Origin of the sequence: Psychrobacillus sp. BL-248-WT-3 (genome assembly GCF_012843435.1) — a bacterium.
In the GTDB taxonomy this organism is placed as follows: Bacteria; Bacillota; Bacilli; order Bacillales_A; family Planococcaceae; genus Psychrobacillus.
On record NZ_JABAFC010000025.1, the window covers coordinates 16,915 to 41,946 of the forward strand.

General features: G+C 38.3%; 26 protein-coding genes. 11 read left to right on the forward strand and 15 right to left on the reverse strand.

What is annotated here, in order from left to right; all coding sequences use genetic code 11:
* Positions 1 to 151: 151 nt before the first annotated feature.
* The 5 genes from HF876_RS12810 (at position 152) to HF876_RS12830 (ending at position 6,113) form a co-directional block, all read left to right on the forward strand.
* Positions 152 to 727: a TetR/AcrR family transcriptional regulator gene (locus HF876_RS12810; protein ID WP_169360451.1), complete on the forward strand. Its 576-nt coding sequence runs from the start codon at positions 152 to 154 to the stop codon at positions 725 to 727.
* A gap of 24 nt (positions 728 to 751) precedes the next feature.
* Positions 752 to 2,164 (forward strand): DHA2 family efflux MFS transporter permease subunit, encoded by a 1,413-nt coding sequence (locus HF876_RS12815; RefSeq protein ID WP_169360452.1) that lies wholly within the window; start codon positions 752 to 754, stop codon positions 2,162 to 2,164.
* Positions 2,165 to 2,366: 202 nt separating this feature from the next.
* Positions 2,367 to 2,885, forward strand: a complete 519-nt coding sequence (gene paiA / locus HF876_RS12820; RefSeq protein ID WP_169360453.1) for a spermidine/spermine N(1)-acetyltransferase — start codon at positions 2,367 to 2,369, stop codon at positions 2,883 to 2,885.
* A 267-nt stretch (positions 2,886 to 3,152) separates the two neighbouring features.
* Positions 3,153 to 4,562 (forward strand): right-handed parallel beta-helix repeat-containing protein, encoded by a 1,410-nt coding sequence (locus tag HF876_RS12825; protein WP_169360454.1) that lies wholly within the window; start codon positions 3,153 to 3,155, stop codon positions 4,560 to 4,562.
* A 138-nt stretch (positions 4,563 to 4,700) separates the two neighbouring features.
* Positions 4,701 to 6,113, forward strand: a complete 1,413-nt coding sequence (locus HF876_RS12830; protein ID WP_169360455.1) for a VanZ family protein — start codon at positions 4,701 to 4,703, stop codon at positions 6,111 to 6,113.
* A gap of 53 nt (positions 6,114 to 6,166) precedes the next feature.
* On the opposite strand, the gene HF876_RS12835 is transcribed toward HF876_RS12830, so the two are convergent.
* The 3 genes from HF876_RS12835 to groES form a co-directional block, all read right to left on the reverse strand.
* Positions 6,167 to 6,637 carry a YtxH domain-containing protein gene (locus tag HF876_RS12835; protein WP_169360456.1) on the reverse strand — a complete coding sequence of 157 codons (471 nt, stop codon included), beginning with the start codon at positions 6,635 to 6,637 and terminating at the stop codon, positions 6,167 to 6,169.
* 277 nt (positions 6,638 to 6,914) lie between these two features.
* Entirely contained in the window at positions 6,915 to 8,549 is a 1,635-nt protein-coding gene (gene groL, locus HF876_RS12840; protein WP_169360457.1) for a chaperonin GroEL, read from the reverse strand.
* Between the two features lie 40 nt (positions 8,550 to 8,589).
* Positions 8,590 to 8,874 (reverse strand): co-chaperone GroES, encoded by a 285-nt coding sequence (gene groES / locus HF876_RS12845; protein WP_169360458.1) that lies wholly within the window; start codon positions 8,872 to 8,874, stop codon positions 8,590 to 8,592.
* Positions 8,875 to 9,216: 342 nt separating this feature from the next.
* Between groES and HF876_RS12850 the strand changes: the two genes are divergently transcribed.
* On the forward strand, positions 9,217 to 9,936 hold the full coding sequence (locus HF876_RS12850; protein ID WP_169360459.1) for a CPBP family intramembrane glutamic endopeptidase: 720 nt from the start codon (positions 9,217 to 9,219) through the stop codon (positions 9,934 to 9,936).
* Between the two features lie 12 nt (positions 9,937 to 9,948).
* A complete protein-coding gene (locus HF876_RS12855) occupies positions 9,949 to 10,506 on the forward strand; it encodes a GNAT family N-acetyltransferase (RefSeq protein WP_205964102.1) in 558 nt (185 codons plus the stop codon).
* A gap of 124 nt (positions 10,507 to 10,630) precedes the next feature.
* Here the strand turns inward: HF876_RS12855 and HF876_RS12860 are convergent, their stop codons facing one another.
* Entirely contained in the window at positions 10,631 to 11,266 is a 636-nt protein-coding gene (locus HF876_RS12860) for a redox-sensing transcriptional repressor Rex (protein WP_169360460.1), read from the reverse strand.
* Between the two features lie 127 nt (positions 11,267 to 11,393).
* On the opposite strand from HF876_RS12860, the gene HF876_RS12865 reads away from it, so the two are divergent.
* A complete protein-coding gene (locus HF876_RS12865; protein WP_169360461.1) occupies positions 11,394 to 13,325 on the forward strand; it encodes an ATP-binding cassette domain-containing protein in 1,932 nt (643 codons plus the stop codon).
* Positions 13,326 to 13,828: 503 nt separating this feature from the next.
* On the opposite strand, the gene tsaD is transcribed toward HF876_RS12865, so the two are convergent.
* From tsaD to HF876_RS12900, 7 genes are all read right to left on the reverse strand, one after another.
* Positions 13,829 to 14,848, reverse strand: a complete 1,020-nt coding sequence (gene tsaD, locus HF876_RS12870; RefSeq protein ID WP_169360462.1) for a tRNA (adenosine(37)-N6)-threonylcarbamoyltransferase complex transferase subunit TsaD — start codon at positions 14,846 to 14,848, stop codon at positions 13,829 to 13,831.
* Positions 14,845 to 15,303, reverse strand: coding sequence for a ribosomal protein S18-alanine N-acetyltransferase (gene rimI, locus HF876_RS12875; RefSeq protein WP_169360463.1), 459 nt, complete (start codon positions 15,301 to 15,303; stop codon positions 14,845 to 14,847). Before rimI ends, tsaD begins: the two co-directional genes overlap by 4 nt.
* Positions 15,293 to 15,979, reverse strand: a complete 687-nt coding sequence (gene tsaB / locus HF876_RS12880; RefSeq protein WP_169360464.1) for a tRNA (adenosine(37)-N6)-threonylcarbamoyltransferase complex dimerization subunit type 1 TsaB — start codon at positions 15,977 to 15,979, stop codon at positions 15,293 to 15,295. Before tsaB ends, rimI begins: the two co-directional genes overlap by 11 nt.
* Positions 15,976 to 16,428: a tRNA (adenosine(37)-N6)-threonylcarbamoyltransferase complex ATPase subunit type 1 TsaE gene (gene tsaE / locus HF876_RS12885; RefSeq protein WP_169360465.1), complete on the reverse strand. Its 453-nt coding sequence runs from the start codon at positions 16,426 to 16,428 to the stop codon at positions 15,976 to 15,978. Before tsaE ends, tsaB begins: the two co-directional genes overlap by 4 nt.
* A 153-nt stretch (positions 16,429 to 16,581) precedes the next feature.
* Positions 16,582 to 16,728 carry a hypothetical protein gene (locus HF876_RS12890; protein ID WP_169360466.1) on the reverse strand — a complete coding sequence of 49 codons (147 nt, stop codon included), beginning with the start codon at positions 16,726 to 16,728 and terminating at the stop codon, positions 16,582 to 16,584.
* Positions 16,729 to 16,769: 41 nt separating this feature from the next.
* Positions 16,770 to 17,180, reverse strand: coding sequence for a YugN family protein (locus tag HF876_RS12895; protein ID WP_169360467.1), 411 nt, complete (start codon positions 17,178 to 17,180; stop codon positions 16,770 to 16,772).
* Positions 17,181 to 17,242: 62 nt separating this feature from the next.
* On the reverse strand, positions 17,243 to 17,869 hold the full coding sequence (locus HF876_RS12900; RefSeq protein WP_169360468.1) for a GDSL-type esterase/lipase family protein: 627 nt from the start codon (positions 17,867 to 17,869) through the stop codon (positions 17,243 to 17,245).
* A 99-nt stretch (positions 17,870 to 17,968) separates the two neighbouring features.
* Here HF876_RS12900 and HF876_RS12905 point away from each other — a divergent pair, with 99 nt between their 5' ends.
* On the forward strand, positions 17,969 to 19,021 hold the full coding sequence (locus tag HF876_RS12905; protein ID WP_169360469.1) for an acyltransferase family protein: 1,053 nt from the start codon (positions 17,969 to 17,971) through the stop codon (positions 19,019 to 19,021).
* A gap of 578 nt (positions 19,022 to 19,599) precedes the next feature.
* Here the strand turns inward: HF876_RS12905 and HF876_RS12910 are convergent.
* From HF876_RS12910 to HF876_RS12920, 3 genes are read right to left on the reverse strand one after another with little or no spacing between them, the layout of a single operon-like run.
* A complete protein-coding gene (locus HF876_RS12910; RefSeq protein WP_169360470.1) occupies positions 19,600 to 20,418 on the reverse strand; it encodes an ABC transporter ATP-binding protein in 819 nt (272 codons plus the stop codon).
* The gene (locus tag HF876_RS12915; protein WP_169360471.1) at positions 20,415 to 21,419 is read right to left on the reverse strand and encodes a FecCD family ABC transporter permease; all 1,005 of its coding nucleotides are present in this window, start codon (positions 21,417 to 21,419) and stop codon (positions 20,415 to 20,417) included. Before HF876_RS12915 ends, HF876_RS12910 begins: the two co-directional genes overlap by 4 nt.
* Before the next feature lie 19 nt (positions 21,420 to 21,438).
* Complete coding sequence (locus tag HF876_RS12920) at positions 21,439 to 22,563, reverse strand: ABC transporter substrate-binding protein (protein ID WP_169360487.1); 1,125 nt, start codon at positions 22,561 to 22,563, stop codon at positions 21,439 to 21,441.
* Positions 22,564 to 22,774: 211 nt separating this feature from the next.
* On the opposite strand from HF876_RS12920, the gene HF876_RS12925 reads away from it, so the two are divergent.
* Positions 22,775 to 23,416, forward strand: a complete 642-nt coding sequence (locus tag HF876_RS12925) for a phosphate starvation-inducible protein PhoH (RefSeq protein ID WP_169360472.1) — start codon at positions 22,775 to 22,777, stop codon at positions 23,414 to 23,416.
* On the forward strand, positions 23,413 to 24,018 hold the full coding sequence (locus HF876_RS12930; RefSeq protein WP_169360473.1) for a hypothetical protein: 606 nt from the start codon (positions 23,413 to 23,415) through the stop codon (positions 24,016 to 24,018). Before HF876_RS12925 ends, HF876_RS12930 begins: the two co-directional genes overlap by 4 nt.
* A 111-nt stretch (positions 24,019 to 24,129) precedes the next feature.
* On the opposite strand, the gene purU is transcribed toward HF876_RS12930, so the two are convergent.
* Complete coding sequence (gene purU / locus HF876_RS12935) at positions 24,130 to 25,023, reverse strand: formyltetrahydrofolate deformylase (protein ID WP_169360474.1); 894 nt, start codon at positions 25,021 to 25,023, stop codon at positions 24,130 to 24,132.
* Between the last annotated feature and the right edge of the window lie 9 nt (positions 25,024 to 25,032).

Here is a 25,032-nt window from a genome sequence, read left to right on the forward strand (position 1 = left end):
AGCGATGCTACATTAGAGTTCTTTTATTTTGCTTACATATGATATCTAGTTCTTCTGTTCTTTTAATCTTGCATTGTCTTTCAATAGTCTATATACTAGTCTTTGTGCAAAAAACAAACCGACCGTTCTGTTTTAGAAAGGAGTAAATAAGATGCCCCCAGGGATGGAAACTAAACAGCACCTTATCAAGACTGCAGGCCACTTATTTAGTTGTTATGGTTTTGAAGCGGTAAAAATCTCCACTATTATCAACGAAAGCAACACAACTAAAGGCGCCCTTTATCATCACTTTCCGAACGGTAAGGAAGAGCTACTTCTTGCTGCTATCCAATATACAGGAGATTTGTTACTAAGTGATACAAAAAATCTATTGAACAAATCTGCTGATCCTATTGAAATGTTATTAAATCAATTGAATATGATTGCTACGCAAATTGAGCAAAAGCATGAATTATATGGTGTTCCTATTGGTAATATTGCAGGAGAAATGGCTCTTAAAAACAATGAGATTCGTCTAGCCTGTGACCACGTTTTTAAAAGCTGGCAAAAATTAGTGAAAGAGAAGTTTATCGATTATGGTATGTCGGAAGAATGTGCAACTAATCTTGCCATAACATTAAACGCATTATTTGAAGGTGGGATATTGTTGAGCGTCACAAGTGCTTCTGGTGATCCATTAAGAGCTATCGCCAAACAAATACCCAATTTAGTACCACCAAAACAGTAATTTATAATAGAGAGTAGGATTTACATGTCACAACCAATTAAAAAATTACCTATACTTTCTGCATTCTTAATAGCGGGCTTTGTAGGTCTCTTCAGTGAAACAGCACTAAACATGGCATTAGGACAACTAACTGTCGAGCTAGGCGTTGAACATACAACGATTCAATGGCTGACAACTGGCTTCCTGCTGACCCTAGGTATACTTGTACCGATTTCTGGATTGCTAATCCAAAAATTTACGACTCGTCAGCTATTCTTAACCTCCTTAACATTTTCTATCGTAGGGACAATAATTGCAGGACTTGCGCCAACCTTTGCCTTCTTATTAATGGCACGTATTGTACAAGCAGTTGGTACTGCTATTCTATTACCTTTGATGTTTAATACGGTTCTATTAATCTTCCCAGTCGAAAAACGTGGATCCGCAATGGGTATCATGGGACTTGTTATTATGTTTGCACCAGCAATCTCCCCTACCGTATCTGGAATAATTTTAGAATACTTAACTTGGCACTGGATTTTCTGGACGACACTGCCATTCCTTGTATTTGCTTTAGTTTTCGGCTATTTCTATATGCAAAATGTGAATGAACTAACTCATCCAAAGATTGATGTACTATCTGTTCTCTTCTCCAGTATTGGATTCGGAGGAATTGTGTATGGCTTCAGTGTGGCAGGAGAAAATGGCTGGGGGAGTACTATTGTAATTGTTGCATTAGCTGCAGGTATAATCGGTCTAGCTCTATTCACTTGGCGCCAGCTGAACATGGAAAAACCAATGATCAATCTAGCAGTACTAAAATATCCTATGTTTGTACTTGGCCTAATCGCGGTATTTATCGCCTTTATGTGTATTCTTTCTACCATGATCTTGCTTCCACTTTACCTACAAACAGGCTTAGCTTTAGCAACATTCACAGCAGGACTTGTTCTATTGCCTGGTGGTGTTATTAACGGTATTTTCTCACCTATTGTCGGAAAGCTATTTGACGACTATGGTGCAAAGGTTCTTGTAATGCCAGGATTTATTTTAATCGGTATTGCGTTCGTATTCTTTATGCAAATTGACCAACAAACTTCTCAACTTACGATAATCGTGCTTCATAGTGTTATGATGATTGGTGTATCGCTTGTTATGGCTCCGGCTCAAACAAATGGCTTAAACCAATTACCACGTCATTTATATCCAGATGGCACTGCATTAATGAACACGCTTCAGCAGGTATCTGGTGCAATCGGTACAGCAGTCGCAATTACAATCATGTCCACTGCTCAAACTTCATTCATGAAGGAGGAAGGTACTACTATTCCTTCCATCGATTCATTTATCTATGGCGTGCAAACGTCTTTCAAATATGCTATTGCATTAGCAGTAGTTGGTTTGATTTTATCGTTCTTTATCAAAGGGAAAAAACAGACGATCAACTCAAAAAATTAATCATGTCAACAGCCTTCAAGCTTTCTTTGCTTGAAGGCTTTTTAATTGATTTTGTCTCTATCTCACACTTTTCGTAGGATAAGGATAAGTCATCCCCCCCTCCCAAAAGAGTATTTACTATTTCTGAAGCGTCTTAGGGATGCTACACTAATGTTAAACAAACAGCTTTATTCAAATGAACTTAAAGGAGAGATATATATAAATGACTTTAACTCTTAAAAAATGTACCTTTGAAGATTTGCATACGCTTCAAGAAATTAGTTATGAAACATTTGATGAGACATTTAAGCATCAAAATTCACCTGAAAATATGAATACTTATTTAGAACGAGCATTTAATTTAACACAATTAGAAAAAGAATTATCCAATATTTCCTCGCAATTCTTTTTTGTTTATCATAACAATGAAGTTGCCGGTTACTTAAAGGTCAATGTTGATGAGGCACAGTCTGAAAAGATGGATGAGGAATCACTTGAAATAGAGAGGATATATGTAAAGAATAAGTTTCAAAAGCTAGGACTTGGAAAACTTCTCCTCAACAAGGCGATAGAAATCGCAATGGAAAGCGATAAAAAGAAAATTTGGTTAGGTGTATGGGAGAAGAATGAAAATGCAATTGTTTTCTATAAGAACATGGGGTTTGTTCAAACCAGCGATCACTCCTTTTATATGGGTGATGAAGAACAGATAGATTTAATAATGACTAAAACGCTCTCCTAAAATACCGAAGAAAAAAATGAGCTAGGAATTTCACTTCCCAGCTCATCACTTTATACATACTCCTTATTTCCTTCACCTAATAAATATACTTCTCCCAGATGAAAAATATCCGTGTTGTTTTGTTCCCCTTCCCACGTGCAATTCACTTCGCTAAAATGACTCTCTGATTATTATTTCTTATTTCGGGTAAATACTTTATAGAGTCTAGTAATCTAGAAAAATTCAAAGACTAGACTATAAGCAGTTGCCAGGAGGAAGAAAGAAATCATGCAAAAACTTTTACTGACCTTAGTCATTTGGGCACTATGGGTTGTCTTTCCTACAGGTCCTATTGAAGCTAAGGCAGAAACATATACGATTACCCCATCCAGCGATACATACAATCATAAGTTCGAGAGCTATTCTACATACAATTCTCATACGAAACATTATTATTTACTACGTTCCTATCTGGAACAGCTTGAAAAAATAAACGGTGGGACACTCATCATAGAAAAGGGCACTTACACAGTATCCAATGTACTTTTTGTCCCTTCTAATGTAACGGTTAAATTAGAAGATGGCGCAAAGCTTGTTAATAGTGATAAAACTGGCACCTCTGAGCTCGATGCCGATAAATCACTTTTCCATCTTATCCGACCTTCATTAGGAAAAGAGGAAGGTGTCTATGGTAAGCACGAAGGTGAAAAAAATATCTCGTTCATTGGAGCAGGAACAGCGACCATGGATTTAAATTTTGATAAGGATGCAATTGCTATTATTGCAGGACATAATAAAAACATTAAAATTGAGAATATCCATTTTACTAACATGTATTCTGGTCATTTCATCGAAATTGATGCCACAAGGAACGCTGTTATATCCAACAACAAGTTTATGAATTCAAAAGCCTCTCCAACTGAAATAAAAGAAGCCATTAATATCGATACCCCTGACAAGCTGACGAATGGCTGGAGCTCTAAATGGAGTAAATTCGACAAGACACCAAACACCAATATGCTAATAGAGGACAATGTCTTCTATGACTTAGACCGGGCAATCGGTACTCATAAATATTCGGGTGGTAAATATCACGATAATATTGTTATTAGAAATAATAAAATAGAAAAAATGCGTCAGGATGCCATACGCGTCATGAACTGGAGCAACTCAACAATAGAATATAATATCATCAAAAATGTTGACCCAGGTGAATACAACTCGAATAGAGGAATTATGGCTAGTGGCGCCCTTAACCCTACCTTTCAAAACAATGTATTTATAGACCTACCGCGAGCAGTCCAATTTATCGCGTGGAAAAACGATGATTCCGGATCTGAGTACGATATAACATATAATAAATTAATGGAGAATAATAAAGAGGTACTTAAAACAAACATCGTTTTTAACTCGGAGGAGGACTTTATACGCATTAACCCTAAATTTAAGAAATATGATGCTGCCCATACGGAATTTATCCCTTTAAAAACAACACTATCTCCTGCATTACCTAAAGTATCTTCTCTCTCTCCAAAAATATGGGGTCTTATAGAAAAAAACAACGACGATAATGGATCAAATAATCCCTCTACCTTTTATGAAGATCTATTTACGGCAGAGTCCCTACCTTTATCTTTTCAGAGCTATAGGAGCATATATGAACGAAAAATGACAAATAAGCTAGAAATATTTAAATAGACATCCAGATTTGTATCACGTAATTTGAGAATTCCTTATATTTCAATACTCATAAAACCTTAAGATTTATCCTAATATCCCCTTAAGATTTATTGGTTACCATAAACTTACCAATTAATTTTAGGAGGTTACGTTCTCATGGATTTAATAAGTATAGTGTCTGGTCTTTTGCCGTATGTAAAATATTCTATTTTTATTTTCATTGCCTTAATCATTGGGTTTTTCCTTTTTAAAAAGGTTTATCTGGGGAAAAAACTAATACGTCTGTCCAAATTTATTTTAATCCCTTTACTGATTTGCTGGGGAACCGTCGTATTAGGGATCACTACTTTAAGTAGGCCTGCAATGTTTACTGGCCAATTTAATCCTAGTCTGTTCAGTAGCTATGTGAATGCCTGGAACAAATGGTCCATGCCTGAATTACAGTTAATCCTCTTTAATATGTTAATGTTTGTTCCATTAGGTGTTTTATTGCCGTTGATCCATCCAAAAATGAAACGGTTCTGGAGAGTATTCATTATTTCGATTGTATTTACTCTTTGTATAGAAATATTCCAGTACATTTCTGGTAAAGGGATCTTTGAATTTGACGACCTTCTGCATAATACAATCGGAAGTCTAGCAGGTTACTTTTTAGTAATGGCCATCATGACAAGCATCGAGCAACGAAAGTTAAAACTAGCTCCAATTGTAAAAGCATTTGCTATTCCACTAATTTTTGTTCTGTTATTCGGTATAGCAAGTGTTGTATATAATGCACAAGAGTTTGGAAACCTGGCATTTAAGCCTGTACAAAAACAAAGTATGGAGCAAATTGATGTGCAACTAGAGACACAGCTATCTAACAAATCGACTAATGCTTGTATGTACCACAATTCAGATGTTAGAGATATTAATAATTTTAAAACAGTCTCACAATCCATCTCCGATCAATTTGCTTTACAACAGCACGGTGGTATACGAATGGAAGGGGAAAATCGCCAGCTACAGCTGATAGATGAGGAAGGTGAATTCTATTACTTAACTTATTTCATGTCCAATGGTTCATGGTCCTTTTCATCTGATGCTTATAGCGAAGAGGTTCCAAAAGTAGACATAGAACAGCAAAAACGGTCTATGGAAGATTGGTTAGAAAATGAAGGTTTATTCCCTAGTAATGCTACCTATCAGAAGCAAGATGAACGTACCATTCGTTGGGATTTAGAAAAGCGAGAGAATGTACAATCTACATGTGAGGATTTTTCTCAAGGATTTATCGTAGTTAACCTTTCTGATAAACAAACTCCTGATAGCATCATTTATGACGTGAGTGATAATAAATTGGTTAGGGAGAAGGAAGTTATATCCCAACAGGAAGCATATAAGGCATTACTAAATGGGGAGTTTAGCTTATTCAATCCTCTACAAAAAGGAGATAAGTTAACGATAACGGATGTTCGCATAGACTATACTTATGATACTAAAGGTTATTATCAGCCTGTATATGTATTCAATGGTAATGTGAATGATCCAGATTCTACTGTTGAAATTCTGATACCAGCTATTAATTAATAAAACAGCACTTACTCTAGCAGAATAAAGTAAGTGCTGTTTTAGTTTAGATATTAAATTTTAGTGTGATTGTTTCCATTACTGCCATCTACCACTTCTTCTCCCGCTTCTTTCACTTTTCCACTTATTTCTTTTATATCAGACGTGATCTCTTTAGCACTTGAAATAATCCCACTTGAATCTTCCTTTACTTGACTAACTGGTGCAAGAATGTTCTCGTTCACTTTTTCATATAGAGATTGTGCGTCGTTTATTGCGTCTTTCAGAACCGTAGAGGCAGATTTCAGTCGCTCTTGTAGATCGTTTTTCACTTCTCCTGGATTGTTTCTAACTTGGCTATACATATCCAATGTTGAGTCTTTCACGTTTTTAGTTGTGGATGTTACTTTGTTTCGTGTATTGGAATCAAGCATTGCAATAGCCGCACCGATAACAGCCCCCACTACCAAGCCCTTTAAAAGCTTTCCATTTTTTTCTTCCTCGGTATTAGTCATTCCGTTGTTATACGTAGCAATTTGTGTCATCAATTATTCCTCCTGTCTGTTTTTTGAAATTTGTTTCCTTACTACTTTAAGTGCCCTTTTTTCTTTTGTTTAAACTATTTGATTAAATTTCAATTCCTTTTATCAGCTAATTAACGTACTCTCTACAAATGAAGGAAAAAGTAGCAAGAAATAAAAAAAGCTTCCCACTAGTTATTACAACTAATGAGAAGCTTCTATTTTTAAACGATCCTATATGTTAATCTCTAAACTTCACTTCACATCGTAACCCTTATGAATCATGGGTTAACAAGGCTTATTACATCATGCCGCCCATTCCGCCCATGTCAGGCATACCCATGCCGCCTGCTCCTGCTGGTTCTGGAATGTCTGCTACTACTGCTTCTGTAGTTAAGAATAGAGAAGCTACAGATGCAGCGTTTTGAAGAGCTGAACGAGTAACTTTAGTTGGGTCTACGATACCTGCTTCGATCATGTTAACCCATTCGCCAGTTGCTGCGTTGAAGCCCATGCCGATATCTTCGCGTTTTAGGCGATCTACAACGATAGATCCTTCTAAACCAGCGTTGTTAGCGATTTGACGAACTGGTTCTTCTAATGAACGAAGAACGATACGGATACCAGTTGCTACGTCGCCCTCTTTTGTTTCTGCAAGCTCAGCTACTTTGTTGTATACGTTTACTAGTGCAGTACCACCACCAGATACGATACCTTCTTCTACAGCTGCGCGAGTTGCGTTTAGTGCATCTTCAATACGAAGTTTGCGTTCTTTTAGCTCAGTTTCTGTAGCTGCTCCAACTTTCACGACAGCTACTCCACCAGCAAGCTTAGCAAGACGTTCTTGAAGTTTTTCTTTATCGAATTCAGAAGTTGTTTCTTCTAATTGGCCACGGATTTGAGCAACACGGCTAGAGATGTTTTTCGTATCTCCGTTACCTTCTACGATTGTTGTGTTATCTTTTGTTACTACTACTTTAGAAGCGCGTCCTAATTGAGTGATGTTCGCAGATTTTAAGTCTAAGCCTAAGTCTTCTGTGATTACTTCTGCACCAGTTAGAATAGCGATGTCTTCAAGCATAGCTTTACGACGGTCACCGAATCCAGGAGCTTTAACAGCTACTGCATTGAATGTACCACGTAATTTGTTTACTACTAGAGTAGCTAACGCTTCCCCTTCTACATCCTCAGCGATTAGTAAAAGTGGTTTACCTTGTTGAACTACTTGCTCTAGCACTGGTAAGATTTCTTGAATGCTTGAGATTTTTTTGTCTGTGATTAAGATATATGGGTTGTCTAAGTTAGCTTCCATTTTATCTGAATCCGTTACCATGTATGGAGATGCATATCCGCGGTCGAATTGCATACCTTCTACCACATCAAGCTCTGTTGTGAATCCTTTAGATTCTTCGATTGTAATTACTCCGTCGTTACCAACGCGCTCCATTGCCTCAGCGATTAATTCACCAACTTCTTCATCACCAGAAGAAATAGCAGCTACTTGAGCGATTGAATCTTTACCTTCGATTTGTTTAGAGATTGCTTTAAGCTCTGTTACAGCAGCAGCTACAGCAAAGTCGATTCCTTTACGGATACCAACTGGGTTAGCACCAGCTGTTACGTTTTTAAGTCCTTCACGGATCATAGATTGTGCAAGAACTGTCGCAGTTGTTGTACCATCACCAGCGATGTCATTTGTTTTAGAAGCAACCTCAGCTACTAATTTTGCACCCATGTTTTCAAAAGCATCCTCAAGCTCGATATCTTTTGCGATTGTTACACCATCATTTGTAATAAGTGGAGAACCAAATTTTTTCTCTAATACTACGTTACGACCTTTTGGCCCTAATGTTACTTTAACAGCGTCTGCTAATTTATCTACTCCACGCAGCATTGCACTACGAGCGTCTTCACTAAATTTAATTTCTTTTGCCATGTTATTATGCCCTCCTAATTGTTCTTTTTAATTTCTTTTATTAGCCGATTACAGCAAGAATATCGCTTTCGCGTAAGATTAAATAGTCGTGGCCTTCATATTTTACTTCAGTTCCAGCATATTTAGAGAAGATAATACGGTCCCCTTCTGTTACGTCTAATTCAACGCGGTTTCCGTTTTCTAGTACTCGTCCAGTACCTACTGCAACGACTTTACCTTCTTGTGGTTTCTCTTTAGCAGAGTCTGGAAGTACGATGCCAGATGCTGTTTTTTCCTCAGCTTCGATTAATTCGATTACAATACGATCACCTAATGGTCTTAACAAGTGAAACTACCTCCCTAAAATAAGTTGAATTTAATATTTATTAGCACTCTCACACTTTGAGTGCTAACACACTTATAATAATAATTAAACTATGGAAATTTTGCAAGTCAGAACCTAAACTTTTTTTAAAATTTTATTATCTTTTTTCTCCTCTTAGATCATGAGTATTTCACCTTGCCCTTGTGCGAAAGCAAGTCCCTTTTAAATACTAAAACTATCCAAGAATAAAATAGCTAACAAGCGATTTTATTTTAGTTTTCCATTACAATAAGGCTAGCACATATAATAATTACCAGTATGCTATGCAATAGAATCTTTATAGAAGACGGAAAGGATATTTAGATGAAAAAACAACAAACAGCCTTATACATATTAATCACCTACTGTGTCATGCAGCTCTCCGGAATCATCTTTGCTTCTCTGCTATTTATGGTTTTTAAATACTATAACCTGGAAAATCCTATGTTACTGGCTAACGGCTGGTGGACTTTCATCGGAATGGGGACTGCAACAATCATCACTTTACTTATCATCCGAAAAGACAAGAGCTTTATCCGACCTTTAAAGGGACTAGCTTCGAGCACACTCAAATCAGTTGCCTGGGGAGTTTTGGGATTCATAATGGTTTTGTACGGTCAGGCCCTTGCTGCTAATATTGAGATCAAGTTTTTTGGAATCGAGCCCGGTTCTGAAAATACACAAGATTTCATGGAACTAGCTAGTTCGGTGCCCTTTGTTTTTTTCTCTATCGTATTCTTTGCCCCAATCTTAGAAGAGCTCATCTTCCGTCGTATCATTTTCGGAACATTATTACCTAAAACAAACTTCTTTGTAGCAGCACTTATAAGCTCACTGTCCTTTGCAGTCATCCATTTTGAGTTTACGCACATACTAATATATGCTGTGTCTGGTTTTATATTCGCATTCATTTATTATAAAACTAAAAGAATCATCACTTCTATTATTGCCCATATGCTTTTAAATGGATTCGTAGTAATTGCACAACTATATAATGAAGAAATAATTAACTTCTTTGAAAGATTAGCAGAAATGTTGCAATAAGGAGGAATCATTATGACTTTTTCATTTACGAAGTTTCCTATAATAGAAACAGAAAGACTTATTCTCCGAAAGGCAACTGAACAAGATTCAGACTACATTTTAAAATTGTATGCCAATGAAAATGTTGTGCAGCATATGCCACTCGATCCGTTTACTTCTATTGAAGATGCAAAAGGCGAGATTAGTTGGTACGAGAAAATATTTTCGGAGCAAACTGGTTTGCGTTGGGTAATAGAAGAGAAGGTAAACAAAAAAGTGATTGGTACGTGTGGCTATTTAAACTATGAGGTTGAACACAATCGGATAGAAATAGGCTATGACCTCTCCCCTGAATCATGGGGAAAGGGAATTATGACGGAGACACTAAAGGCTGTTATTCACTTTGCCTTTTCAGAGTTAAATGTAAACAAAATTGAAGCTCAAATCACGTCAGAAAACGATGCCTCCCTTCACCTAGTAAGTAAGCTAGGCTTTCACAGAGATGGTGTTCTAAGGGAACATGAATTTGAAAAGGGACGCTATATCGACCTTGTCATTTATTCCCTCCTGAAAAGCGAATATACAAAGTAAGCCTTCGACTAAATTAGAGTCGAAGGCTTTTTCAGATGAATGGAGAAGTTTGATATCCTTGCTAGTTTTTATTTGTCGACTCCCCCATTTGCCTGTCGGGGCAGGGATAGGCGCCTACGCTTTTCTAGATATCGTTTCGAATCATATAGATTAGTGTTTGAAGTTCTACGGAAAGGTCAATCGTATGTACGCGTATCTCGTCTGGTGTGCTTATAGGAACAGGCGTAAAGTTTAATATTCCTTTTACATCCGAGCCAACTAGGAGGTTTGCCACTTCTTGAGCAGAACGGCTTGGTAGAGTGAAGATTACTAATTCAATTCCATATTCCTTAAGTTTTTCTAGCATTACACTGGAATGAAAAACTGGAATATCACTGATGATCGTTCCTTCGAGTGGTGCCTTCGTATCAAATGCTACTACTATTCTAGTGTTATGGTTTTTTTGAAAGTTATATTTAACAAAAGCTGTACCTAAGCTACCAACACCTATCAAGGCAACTTTAGCCGCTTCGTCTTGGTCCAGTGTCTTCCGGAAGAATTCTAGAAGGTGTGGTACATCGTAGCCATAGCCTTTCTTACCTAATGCACCAAAATGAGAAAAGTCTCTACGGATGGTCGCCGAGTCGATTTTCATCGCTTCACTTAGCTGTTGGGATGAAATACGTTTATGCTCTGCATTGTGAAAGCTTTGTAAAAATCTATAATATAAAGGAAGTCGTTTCATTGTCGCTTGAGGAATGCGAGGTACATCACGTTTCATAAGTATCCTCCTAATGTATAAGGCAAATTCATTTTTTCACGTTACCTTTCTTTCATTGTAAAGGGAGAACGTTGCAACGACAAGTCCTATCTATTACACTTAGGATAGAATTGAGGTGCAAATAATCGTGATCGTTTTACAAGTAAACCAAGTAACTAAATCCTTTAATGGGGAAGATATATTAACAAACGTAAAGCTAGAGGTTCAAGACCGTGACCGAGTTGCACTAGTCGGTCGTAACGGTGCTGGGAAATCTACCTTACTTAAAATAATTGCCGGAGAAATGTCCTATGATTCCGGTGACATTATCATGCCAAAAAATATTAGACTAGGCTACTTAGAGCAGCATGCCGGTTTAGAATCCAAGCTGACCATTTGGGAGGAAATGAAATCTATCTTCAGTCATTTAATAGACTCCGAAAAAGAATTACGTTCATTAGAAGCCCAAATGGCTGACCCTGCTGTCTATGAGGATCCAGAAGCCTACGCTAAAGTAGCTGCTACATATGACGAGCTTCAGCTTGCATTTAACGAGGCTGGTGGCTATCGCTTTGAATCTGACATCCGCTCTATCTTACATGGGATGCAGTTTTTCCCGGACGACTATGACAAGCCTGTACAAGCATTATCTGGCGGACAAAAAACACGCCTAGCTTTAGCTAAAATGCTATTAAGTAAGCCCGATTTACTTATACTCGATGAGCCTACAAACCATTTGGATATCCAAACACTCAGCTTCTTAGAAAACTATTTGAAAAATTATAGTGGAGCCATTTTAATCGTATCCCATGACCGGTACTTCCTAGATCAGGTAGTAAATCTAGTGTACGAGGTTTCTCGCCATAATGTTACGAGATACGTTGGTAACTACAGTGCCTATTTAACGCAAAAGGCAAAAAATTATGAGCTGGATAAAAAGAAGTATGAGAAGCAACAAGAGGAAAAGGCAAAGCTAGAGGATTTTGTTAGCCGTAACCTGGCTCGTGCCTCCACAACCAAGATGGCGCAGTCTAGAAGAAAGGTAATCGAGAAGACAGACTGGATGGATGCACCTGATGGCGATGAAAAATCCGCTAACTTCGGTTTTACCATCGACCGCCCAAGTGGCAATGATGTTCTGCGCTTAGAGGATGTTGCTGTTGGCTACTCCAATAAAACCGTCTCCTCTAACATCTCATTTTCTGTGTACAAGCAGGACCGGATTGCATTAGTTGGACCGAATGGCGTCGGTAAATCCACCTTGCTGAAAACAATTATGAAGCAGCTTCCATCTGCTGGCGGGCATATTCAATACGGGACGAATGTGCAATTTGGTTACTATGACCAGGAACAAGCAGCTCTTTCCGGCAATAAAACCGTTTTGAAAGAGCTATGGGATGAATGGCCTCTCATGAATGAAAAGGATGTTCGCAATGTACTAGGTCGCTTCCTGTTCTCTGGAGACGATGTCCAAAAAACAGTCTCTACGCTATCCGGTGGAGAAAAGGCTAGACTTGCACTTGCCAAGCTCATGCTATTGAAATCAAATACGCTAGTTCTTGATGAGCCTACAAACCATTTAGATTTGGATAGCAAAGAGGTTTTAGAGAATGCTTTGCTCGATTTCCCTGGAACAATTATCTTCGTGTCACATGACCGTTATTTTATTAACCGAATTGCAACAAAGGTAATTGAACTCTCCTCCAAAGAAGCAACACTGTTTTTAGGTGACTATGACTATTATCTAGAGAAAAAGGAAGAGCTCGAGGAGTTAGCAATGGAAAGCTCGATTGCACAAAATACAGTCGTTCAAAAGGTAAATACCTCGACGATTGATAAAGAAGCGAAGAAAAAGGAAAGACAAATTCGACGTCAAATCGATGAGCTCGAGGAACAAATTCCTGCTATCGATTCAGAAATCGCATTAATCGAGGAAAAGCTATGTGATCCAGAAGTCTTCCAGGACCATGAGGCAGTCCAAAAATTACAGAGTGAGCTCGATAACCTTAAGGTAAAGCAAGACACCATCTCCAATGAATGGCTGGAGCTACAGGAACAATTAGAAGAAATTACAGGGTAAGCCGATTGACTCGGTTTACCTTTTTTTATATGGGGAAAAATATATAATGTCGAACTATTTATTTTTGGGATTAACTATTCAATTTATAAAGAAAACAGTCAGATTAATGGGACAAGCCAACCCATTATTAAATTGATCGAGTCGGTTTATGGTACAAAGTTGTCTAATCGTTCTAACAGGATATCAGATACCCATGTTGTATTTTGTCGAACGATGGCATATATAGGTCAAGCCCCTTTTTCCTAAAAATCTTTTTCCACATATTTATTAACATCAAAAGTACTGTCATATCAATCTATCAACAGGTTTATCCACATTGTCCACAGATTAAAAACTTAGTTTTCCACAAGTTGTGAGTATAAATAACCACAATATATTGAAAACACACAACTTACTAACAAGTTATCAACAAATTGTGCATAAGTACGAATGTTCTCTATTGACAACCGAAATAATACATGGTAAAAAATCCTCTTTTCTTGTCGAAGAAAAGAGGATTTCGTTTAGTTCCAGCTATTTAATTCTAACCCAGGACGACCATTCATCGCTAAATCCCCTATTTGCCCAGCTGAAAATTTAGAGCTACCAGCAGCTGCGATCATGGCTGCATTGTCTGTACACAATTTGATCGGAGGCACATAAAAAGGAATATTCTCTTTTTGGAATGCTTCTTCCAATGCTTTTCGCAGTCCTTTATTTGCTGCTACACCACCAGCAGCAATTACTTGCTTCACATTAAACTCCCTGGCTGCACGAAGCGTTTTAGTAGTGAGTACTTCTATTACGCTCTCTTGGAAGCCCGCGGCAAGATGGTTAGGATTGATTGCTTCCCCTCTTTGCTCCGCATTATGCTGATAATTGATGACTGCAGATTTTAAGCCACTAAAACTAAAATCATAAGAGCCCTCCTCTAGCCAAGCCCTTGGGAAAGGCACTGCTTGATCGCTCTCATTTGCTAGACGATCTATGTGTGGACCACCAGGATAAGGGAGATTCAAGACTCTAGCTACTTTGTCATAAGCCTCTCCAGCTGCATCATCGCGTGTTTCTCCGATTAGCTCAAATTGACCGTCTTCTTTCATCAACACTAGCTCGGTATGCCCTCCTGATACTACTAGAGCAAGTAACGGAAATTCCATCGGCTGGACCAACGCATTTGCATAAATATGCCCCGCAATATGATGAACTCCTACTAAAGGCAGACCGTTTGCAAACGAGAATGCTTTTGCAGCGTTTATTCCTATTAATAGGGCACCTACTAGCCCAGGGCCTTCGGTTACTGCCACTGCATCTAAATCCTGAGGAGTCATGTCCGCTTGCTTTAAAGCTTCTTCTATAACCAGTGTGATTTGCTCCACATGATGACGAGAAGCAACCTCTGGAACCACTCCACCAAAGCGCTTGTGACTTTCTATTTGTGATGCTACGACATTGGATATTATTTCTGTTCCATTTTTGACTATGGAAGCCGCTGTTTCATCACAGCTTGTTTCTATTCCTAAAATATATTGATCTTTTGTCATTTGAATTCCACCCACATTACAAGAGCATCCTCTTGTGTATCTGTATAATAATTTTTACGAATGCCTCCATCCTGGAAGCCAAGCTTGTAATATAAATTTTTTGCAACCGTATTGGATACGCGTACCTCTAACGTCATAAGTACTCCTTGTTGTTCCTTTACAATACGGATCGCCTCACGCATTAAGCCTTCCCCAATTCGATGGCCTCGCATACGTTCTGCTACTGCCACATTCGTGATATGACTTTCATCCATGACAATCCACATTCCACAATAGCCGACAATATCCTTTTCCTCTATCTCCGCTACTAAATAGTAGGAATATAGATTAGTCGTCATTTCATGCTCGAATGCCTCTCTAGTCCATGGATGTGCGAATGCCTCTTCTTCTATTAAAAGCACCTGGTCTATGTCTTCTATAGTCATTTTGCGATAGGTAATCGTTTTAGTTTCCATTTTTCTTCTGCTCTTTCATCCAGTTTGCCTCTGCCTCTGTTATTCGCAAATATTCTGGTACCGTAGTATGTACACTTACCGGCTCCATTCTTTGCGCAATTTCTATTAGGACTGCAGCACTTGGTAATGAAAATGATGCTCCTGCTTGGTGGACTTTATCGCCAAGCACGTCTTTTATTTGTTCCCAATGAAGAGCTACATCCATTCCGACAAATAAAACCTGGTGCCCCATCTCATCCAAAGTAGATAGCAAATCTGCCATAGACATATGAGATTCCTTCACTAATTTACCGTCCGTATAAATTCCCGCAAATACATTTCCACGTCGAGCATCCATAATGGAACACACCGTCCCTTGGAAATATGGTGCGTTCCCTGCAAGCACCTGCAAACTTGAAACCGAGTAAATTGGAATATTTAACGTCCAAGCGAGCGTCTTTCCGATTGTCACACCGATTCGCACTCCCGTATAAGAGCCTGGCCCTTTTGCCACCGCAATCGCATCTAGCTCGTTAGGCTGAATATTAGCTTTTTTCATAAGCTCCTCTATTGCTGGCATCGTTCCAATGGAATGAGTTACCTTCACTGAGGACTTATATTCTGCAAGCACCTGCCCGTCCTTTACGACTGCTACCGCAAGCGGTGTATGAGATGTATCTATTCCTAACCAAATCATTCAAAAAGCTCCTCACATAATTGTTCATATCTCTTCCCAAAAGGCTCAAACGTAAATCGACGCTTGTCATTGTCCAGTCGATGAATCTGTATTGCCAATCGTTCAGGCGGCAAATCCTCTTGTATTAAATGAGCCCACTCAATAATGCTTACTGCATCACCGTAAAAAAGCTCGTCCCAGCCCAGATCCTCATCACTATCCGCTAAACGGTAAACATCCAAATGGTTTAAAGGTAGCCTACCCTCATATTGCTTCAATATGGTAAACGTTGGGCTGTTCACGTTTCTTGTGATTCCAAGACCCTTCGCCACACTTTTCGTAAATATTGTCTTCCCTGCTCCCAAATCTCCCTCTAATGTCAGGACATCTGCAGGCTGTAATAACTCAGCTAGCTGTCGGGCCAAAACTTCCGTCTCCAGCTCCGAATCAATCAATCGCTCATACATCATCGATCGCTTTCCTTTCAAGTACAAATCTATTTGACTCTATTATAAAGAATAACCGCTCATAATGTAACTCTAGGACATTTATATGTACAGAACTCTTTAAATGAAGAACAGCTCTAAGATATAGCTGAATGCTCCGATTACGACAATCAAAGCCTAGATTACTACAATCACCGGTAGTTTGCGACAATCAACCTCTGGATTACTACAATCCTCACATCTTTTACGACAATCAATCGCAGACTCTTCCACGTCTCCTTCCCTATCCCCTACCGGCTTGCGAATCCCTATTCCAATAAACAAAAGGACCGCCTCACCTATGTGAGACAGCCCTTCTATTAATGTTAATGCAATAATCGAAGCACTTTTTCTACTTCCTGCTCGCCAGCATGCTCCCAGCGGTTCTTGTCGGTAATGTTACCGTCTTGATCTACGGGTGATTGAAACTGATCAAATCCCGTAGTAGTTAGCAACGAATTTTCATCTTTATCCAGACCTACATTGACCACATGTTTTATTAAATAAGGAGATTGGAATTTAATGTGTGCCTCGTAATCATCAAGCTCTCCTTGAGTCACTGTAAATGGGATGCGAAGATAGATGGTTTCTCCCTCCTCGCGGCAAAGGATAGAATCAAAGCTACCTTTATGGTAATCCCAGTTTCCTCCGATTGTATAACCTAAACTCGAGATACGGTCATGTAAATCTCCAAAAAATGCTGTCTTACCTTCTAATTCTGTGTTTAACTGAAGCATTGCTATCACTCCTTCATTGGATACTCATGTATAGAGTTTCCCAATGCCAGTAATAACATACGTTATTTTTCTTTTTCAAAAAACAAGCCGATTACCTTTTCCAATAAACCCTTTTTAGGATGATTCAAGTTTATCTCGATAAGTTTTTGAGCGATTAAATCGGACAGCATGTCATAGCCTGCTTCCCCAAAATGAAGACCATCGTTCTTTTCGCCAACTAATAGCTCTTTGTAATCTTCTCTTGAATACATAGCAGTAAAAAAATCTATGTAGTGACTACCTGTCTCTTCAGCTACCTCTCTTACAACGGTTGTATATTGTAGCAAGGACTCATTAGTGCGATTCTCCTGAAAAGATTCATCTACTGGAGGCGGTGAAATAAGAATCGTCTTACTTGGACCAATGACCTTCGCAAAGGTGGTTATATTACGCTTGAATAATTCTAAGTCTACTAAACGATATGTGGCAGAATCATTCGAACCAAAAAGAACTGTGACATAGTCAGGTTTTTTAGCAATTACATCTGCAGCGAAACGTTCAATCGCCTGTTCAGTAGTATTGCCCGAGACTCCGGCGTTGATAAAATTATAGTTCGGTAATTTCTGAGCTAGCTTATACGTAAGCGCCGGACTTGGATTACCTTCCTTTCTAGCGGTGATACTATCACCAAAACAAACAACAGTTGTCATTTTTATCAAGCCTCCATTCTATTATTTTTTTCTCTCCTTAAGTTTATATTCACTAAAAAGTGGCTATACAAACATATGAGACGGCTATGGAGGAACATCATGAACAAGAAACGAGTCACATGGGTAGACGTAACAAAGGGTTTTTTAATGATCCTCGTTGTTATAGGACACTACCCTGGAGAACTAGATTTCCCTCTATCAAAGTATATTTACTGGTTTCATATGCCAGCATTTTTTCTATTGAGTGGAATCTTCTTCAAAGAAATCAAAGAAGATACAACATCTAATAAAACAGTAAAGAAAAGATTTCTACAACTAATGGTACCTTATCTATTTTTCCTTTTAACGATTACAGGTATTCGATATGGTATGGAAATATACCAAGGAAACCATGATTTTTCTTGGTATTTAAATGATTTATGGAAATTATTCATTGCCGGTAGATTCGTACGGGGTGCTTACGGAGTTTTCTGGTTTGTCACCACTCTATTCTTTACTTATCTATTATTTATGTGGATGACAAAATATTTAAGCAAAGTACAACAAATAAGTCTCCTTGCGTTTTGCTATATTGCAGCGCATCTTCAAAGTATTTTTGCTAGAGAAGTAATCAGTGAATCAGCAGTAGAATCAGCACAATCTATCCCAATGGTATGGAATTTAGATGTCGTATTGATGGCAGTAGTATACTTTTCTTTAGGCTACTACGGTAAATCACTGTGGATGAATGTGACTAAGCCTTGGCTATTCAGCGCAGGAGCGTTAGCTTTTGGAATGATTCTACTAGATCAAAATGGATTGATAAATTACAAACTGAGCATGAAATTTCTTCGTTATGATCATATGCTATTAGATTTAATTATCCCGATTTCCTTTATCATTGTAATCGTAGGCTTTTTCCAAAGAATAACTAAAATTCTTTCACTGGAATGGCTTCGAAAAATTGAAAATCATTCCATAGCTATTATGTACTTACATATTTTTACGGACATGATTTTGAACGATTACTTTGAATATGGAGTTGTCGGTTACACTATATTATGTACAGTTATTCCAATCATTATTTCTATTATCATTCAAAATGTTATCCCATATGGTAAATTTTTGCTCGGAGATATCCGCGCGAAAAGACCAATGCAGATAGAGATTTAAAAACCGCCACATGGCGGTTTTTTAATGTTTAAACAAGTATTACACAAATAAAATAGAACATTAGTTCGTAAATATGTTATAATAGAAAGTGCAATTGCATACCAGGTTGGGCGGCGGTCACTTCTTTCAAAGGGGTGATGCCAATGACAATTTACGAATCGATCAATTTGTTAATGCAGCTAAGTGCTGTCTTCCTAACAGCTTTTTCTATCGTAGTGACATTGATTATTTTCTTCATAAAAAAGAAATAACCGTCCCCTGGCAAAGGTTTGACGGTTATTTCTGACCTAGGACCAACCGCTCTTTCTGCGGCTGCATATTGTAGGACTGGATATTGCAGTATCCAGTCCTTTAACTTGCTTATTTATTGATATTATATACACAAATCAATATACATTCAACTTATTGCTGGTCAAATATGCCTTACTTTTCCACATATGACTCTAGGGTTATTATTACTTATGAATTACTTTATGATATGCAATAATTTATTATCGCGTACATAGATTCTTCCAATAAAAAGAGTAGACATGTAAACGTCTACTCTTTTGTCCTTTATGCTCTGCTGTCCAGTCGTCCTATAGATCATTGCCGAAATACGTAGGAACTACCGTTTCATAAACTTGTCCGTCCAGTTCGTGTCTCAGACGCTTTACAGCGATTTGGAAATAATCTAAAATATTTTTCTCCGTCATAATATCAGAAACACTCCCAGTTATTACAGGCATTTCTTTCGCAACCATAAGTACTTTATCTCCTAGATAAAATGCATGATTTGCATAATGAGTATTTATGACGCAGGCCAAGCCCTTTTCTTTAGCTAGTCTTTTTATTGTTTGTAGGATAACCTTTTGCTTCTGCATATCTAAATGGGATTCAGGCTCATCTAGTACTAAAATCTCTGGGTCTGCCACTAGGGTCCGGGCGATTAGCGCTAATTGTAGCTCCCCTCCGCTGACAGATGTGCAGGATTCTTCTGCTAAATGCTTGATGCCTACTGAGTCTAAGGCTTCTAAAGCCAAAGCATAGTCTTTTTTAGATGGCTGGGCAAAGGAACGAATATATACTGCTCTCCCCATTGTCACTAAATCCAAAATGGAATAGCTGAATGTCATACTGGATGCCTGAGGTACATAACCAATCTTTGTCCAAACTTCCTTGGAATTCATCTTAGAAAGTGGTTTACCATCTAGTAAAGTTTCTCCCCTTTTCCATTCCTGTAAGCCCATCATACATTTTAACAGTGTCGTCTTTCCCGCTCCATTTGGACCAAGAATGGACAGAATTTCTCCAGGACGAAGCTCAAAGTTAATATCATTCATATACAAAAAATTTTGAGAATCAGGAGCCTTCACCTTTTTATAAAAGTAGTTTCCATCCTTCACCTGTAAAATCAATTCCAGCCACCTCCTGTTTTACGGAGTAAATATGCAAAAAACGGAGCTCCAATAATAGCTGTTAAAATAGAAAGTGGAATTTCAGCTGCCGTTAGACTACGAGCAAGATTATCGATGAATAACAAGTACACTGCTCCAATGGAAATAGATGCTGGAAGGACATATTGGTTGTTACTTCCTACAATCATTCGAGCGATATGCGGAATGATCAGCCCTACCCATCCGATAATACCGGCAATGGACACTGCTGCTGCAGTGATCAACGTTGCTCCTAAAATAACTAGCCATTTTAGCTTGTTAACAGATACCCCTAATGACAATGCCTCTTCCTCTGAAAGTGACAGGATGTTTAGTCTCCAACGAAGGACATATAATATCAGAATTCCAACCAAAATAATTGGACCACCAATCATTAAATCGCTATAGCTGGCAGTACCAAGACTTCCCATTAGCCAATATGTAATTGCCGGGAGCTTTTCCTCAGGGTCAGCAAGGAATTTCACAAGCGAAATTAACGCCTGAAACAATGCACTAGTGACAACTCCCGCAAGAACTAGCATAAATATAGGCATATCTCGCTTTACTCCACCTATTAGAAAGGTGAAGCCAATCGCTAGCATACCCATTACTAATGCCATGATTTGCATCGTGAAGCTATTACCAAACAGTAAAATTCCAATCGAAGCTCCAAATCCAGCCCCAGCTGACACACCTAGAATATCGGGACTGACTAATGGATTCGCGAACATTCCCTGGAATGCTGCACCAGCGATGGACAATCCACCACCAATTAGCATAGCCAATAAAATTCTTGGTAGGCGTACATTCATGACCACTGTTTCTTCCATGTTTGTCCATGTTTGCTCCATAGGTACTATTTGAGAGAGCAGTATTTGGATTTGAACGATGAAATCAATTTGATACCGACCTACCCCAATCGAAATCAGCCCAACTATAATAGGCAATGTCCAAAGTAATATCTTGATCAATTTAGACTTCATTTATATAGACACCTTTGTATTAGTATTTTGCTGCTTCCGATGGTGGATATAAGATCTCTTCCACTTGTGTATCCGTTAAATCATAATCATAGTAGCGTTTGTAATAGTCTTTTATTTCCTCGTTCATGTCATACGTAAATAGCTCAGGATGATTTTTTTGTGCCATCCATTTTAGCATCAATGGTGCATCTCCACTTGGTGGATACCAGCGATAGATACCGAGCGGCATTTTATAAACCTTTTTATCCTGAACGGCCTTTACTTCACTCCAGTCTTGGCTTTCAAAAACGTTGTTATACAAGTCCTCAGGCTGAGTTTCCGTAAAATTAGTAATATAAATGATATCAGGGTTCCATTTATAAATTTGCTCCATATTTACTGCTTTAATACCATCGACCTCTTCGGCTGCTACATCTATTCCGCCAGTGGAGTTCAGCCAACGATTTCCGTGCATTCCCGTTCCTGCCACAGAAATCTCTCCATCATTATGGTATTGCAATACCATCACACGTGGCATGTCCTTCTCTTTGACACCTGCTTCATCGAGCGTGTCGTAAATCATTTTTTGGTTTTCTTCACCTTCAGCAATAATCTCGTCAGGACGATCTGTTATACCAGTAATTTCTCCTGTTAAAGTTAACCAACGATTTAATGTATCTAACGGATTAAGTGAATCGGTTGCAGTGTCTAACGCAACAGTTGTTATTCCTGTATCTTCAAGCTTTTTCACTGTTTTTTCTTGGTTAGCAATCTCAAAATAGACATCTGGATCTAAAGAAAGTAGCTCTTCTACGTTTACTTCCCCATTTTCAATAAAGTTCGTTTTAGCATCTAGTATAGATGGAGAAATTTCCTTTAAAATAGAGTGAGAAGCTGCATTATAAGAATTTGGATGGATACCTGCAATCTCTTCAGTAGAATTGGTAGCGATAAACCATGTGGAGAAGTACGGTAGTATCCCTCCCATTACAATGCTGTCTAGCTTTCCAGGAATCTCTACCTCTCTATTTAATTCGTCTACAATTATCTTTGTTTCTTGACTAGCCTCTAAATCCTTATTTTTTACTTCATTATCATTACCGCAGCCTGCTAATAATAATGCGATAGAAGCAGAGGCAATTATGTATCTATATGGTCGTTTCATCATTATATTTGTCTCCATTCTCATTGAGAATCATTTTCAATACCTAACTAACTTATAATAAATATCCCGAAAGGTCAAGAATGCTTAATAAAAAAACAATATTCAGAATGTAATATAGTAAAATTTTGCCTTTTTATTTTTAAGGTGCATATGTTATGATGCAATTAAATGAGAATAGTTATCAATTATTTCAAGCGATGGAGGGCTCTTTTTGACTAACATAAATAACATACTCTATTTGGATCCAGGTCATGCGTTTGGATTGTCCAACCGTACCAATTCTTTTATGAACGAACATTTTACGATTATCGATCAATATCAATTAACCGAGCATCCGTTAGAGCCGTACTATTGTATAGTCGTGCACGATTTTGCAGATCAAGAGTACTTATATAAACATAAAGCAGTTATAGAAGAATTTTTAGAAGCAGGGAAAGTTGTCATATTCGGTGGGCACTTATTTAGAGAATGGCTTCCTGGCTGTCCTATCTTTACACCTAGAACGATTGAAAGCCATGAAGATTATCATGTTTTCAAGAAAATAGATCATCCTATTTTTAAGGGAGTAGATACCGATGATATGACCTACAACAAAGGAGTGGCCGGCTTCTTCGCAAGAGTGACTCACTCCCCTGTTCCAAATGGTGCAGAGGTGCTTCTAACTTTCCGCGATGGAATGCCTATTACATATATTGATCGCCAGTCAACGAAGGGAACAATTTTAGTTCATTCTGGTCGTGATCTCTTTGCTCATCGCATGCAAAATAAATCAACGGATCGTATCAGCATCCAGCTCTTACAATGGATTCAAGATGAATATAAGGCACTACAAAAGGAGGTCAGCTCCAAATGAGAAAAATTGCTGTAATTTATAGTGGACATGCACCTCATCATAGAACATTCAATGAACCAAAATATAAACAATATATAGACAGACTAATCTACTTCCCAGATTTCCAAAATGATTCATTGGAAGGGATAGATGTTTTGTTTGTACCTTCACAGCTAAATGAACATTTATTGATGGCTTCGAAGGAGAAAATCCATGCTTTTGCAAATGCGGGAGGAATCGTTGTAGCCTTTGGACCGCAGCCTTGGGAATGGCTTCCAAACCAAAAATGGGAGGAACGAGAAACTAATTTTTGGTGGTGGCTTGAAAAGGATGCAAATAGTGGATTAGTGCTAGCTGACCCGGAGTATGATTTGTTCAACTATATAACTTTGCGAGATGCTACGTGGCACCAGCACGGTGTATTTTGGCCAGTGGAAGGTTCTCACAAACTTATTACGACCGAGGATGGTGGTGCTGTCCTTTACGTTGACAAGGTGAGCACTAATGGAACTTGGATTATTACTACCCTAGATCCTGACTATCATTTTGGCTCCTACTTCATGCCAGCAACCGAACGATTCCTAGATGGATTTTTACCATGGCTAGCTAAAGGAAATATATAGGCCGAAAAACTTAACTAACTGCTATAAATAAAAAAGTGATTTAATTAATTTCATGTAAAAAATAAGAGCTTCGGAGTATTGAAATAGTTCAATACCTCGAAGCTTTCTTTATTAATGAAATACAATGGTTTTATTGCCCTCTACGATTACTCGGTTTTCAAGATGCCATTTTACAGCTCTCGCAAGTACACGTCTTTCGATTTTACGTCCAATTTTCTTAAGTTCCGTTACATCATCCCGGTGGTCTACCCGTTCTACGTCCTGTTCGATAATTGGGCCCTCATCCAAATTGTTCGTTACATAGTGAGAAGTGGCACCAATCAGCTTTACTCCACGCTCATACGCACGTTCGTAAGGACCTGCTCCTATAAAGGCAGGTAGGAAGGAGTGATGAATGTTAATGATGCGACTCTCAAAATGAGAAACAAAATCTGGAGTTAGTATTTGCATATATCGAGCTAAAATAAGTAAGTCTACATCATACTGCTGCATCAAGCGGATTTGCTCTTCCTCCACCTGCTTACGAATATCCTTATTAGCCGGAATATAATGATAGGGGATTCCTAGTGCCTCTACCATTGGACGTGCAGTTTCGTGATTACTAATGACTGCCACTATATCTGTGTCGAGGTCCCCATTTTGCCATTCCCATAAAAGCTCTATTAAGCAATGAGTTTCTCGGGATACAAAAATTGCCGAACGAATGCGTTCTGCAGGATAGGAAAACTTATATTCCATTCCATGCTCAAGTGAAATTTCTTTAAAATCACTCTCCATTTTTGCAGCCCTTTCAGCCAGCTGACCACCGTGATATTCAATCCGTATAAAGAATGTTCCGTTTTCTGGGTCACTTGAATACTGACTAGACTCAATGATGTTACATTCATACTTGTATAAAAAGGTCGATAATACTGCCACTATTCCAGGTTTGTCTGGACATTTTACTAGCAGTCGGCCTTTATTTTCCTGTGTTTTTCGATGCTTATTTATTTGTATTTCATCCATTTGAATGCC